Below are 399 nucleotides of genomic sequence, written 5' to 3' on the forward strand. Positions count from 1 at the left end.
GCCGCCGTAGCCATTTGGGCTAAAGGCGTCGGGTAAATACCAAGGGCTAAGGTGATTAACATGGTAAATACCATCGTGAACTTCATCGCTCCATGGACTGGAACATCCGGTAAGCCCTCACCCTCAGCGAGGAACATCACCTTGACCACCGAGAGATAATAGTACACGGAAATCATGCTCATCACGAACCCGATATAGGCAATCGCCACATACCCTTGATCCATCGCTGCCGAGAAGAGATAGAACTTCCCGACAAATCCCGCGAGGGGCGGAATTCCAGCTAAGGATAATAAGGAGGCTGTCATGACGACGGTCGCTAACGGGGAGCGACGCCAGAGGCCTGCATAATCGGCAATCTTGTCACTGCCTTGCTTCTCTGCTATAAGGGTCGCCACTGCA

At 52.6% G+C, this 399-nt stretch carries 1 protein-coding gene; it reads right to left on the reverse strand.

The window, feature by feature from the left end; translation table 11 throughout:
* On the reverse strand, nt 1–399 hold a 399-nt coding region (locus ACYQ3Q_RS28540), incomplete at both ends, for a proton-conducting transporter transmembrane domain-containing protein (RefSeq protein ID WP_459931754.1).

The organism is Desulfosporosinus burensis (assembly GCF_054657535.1).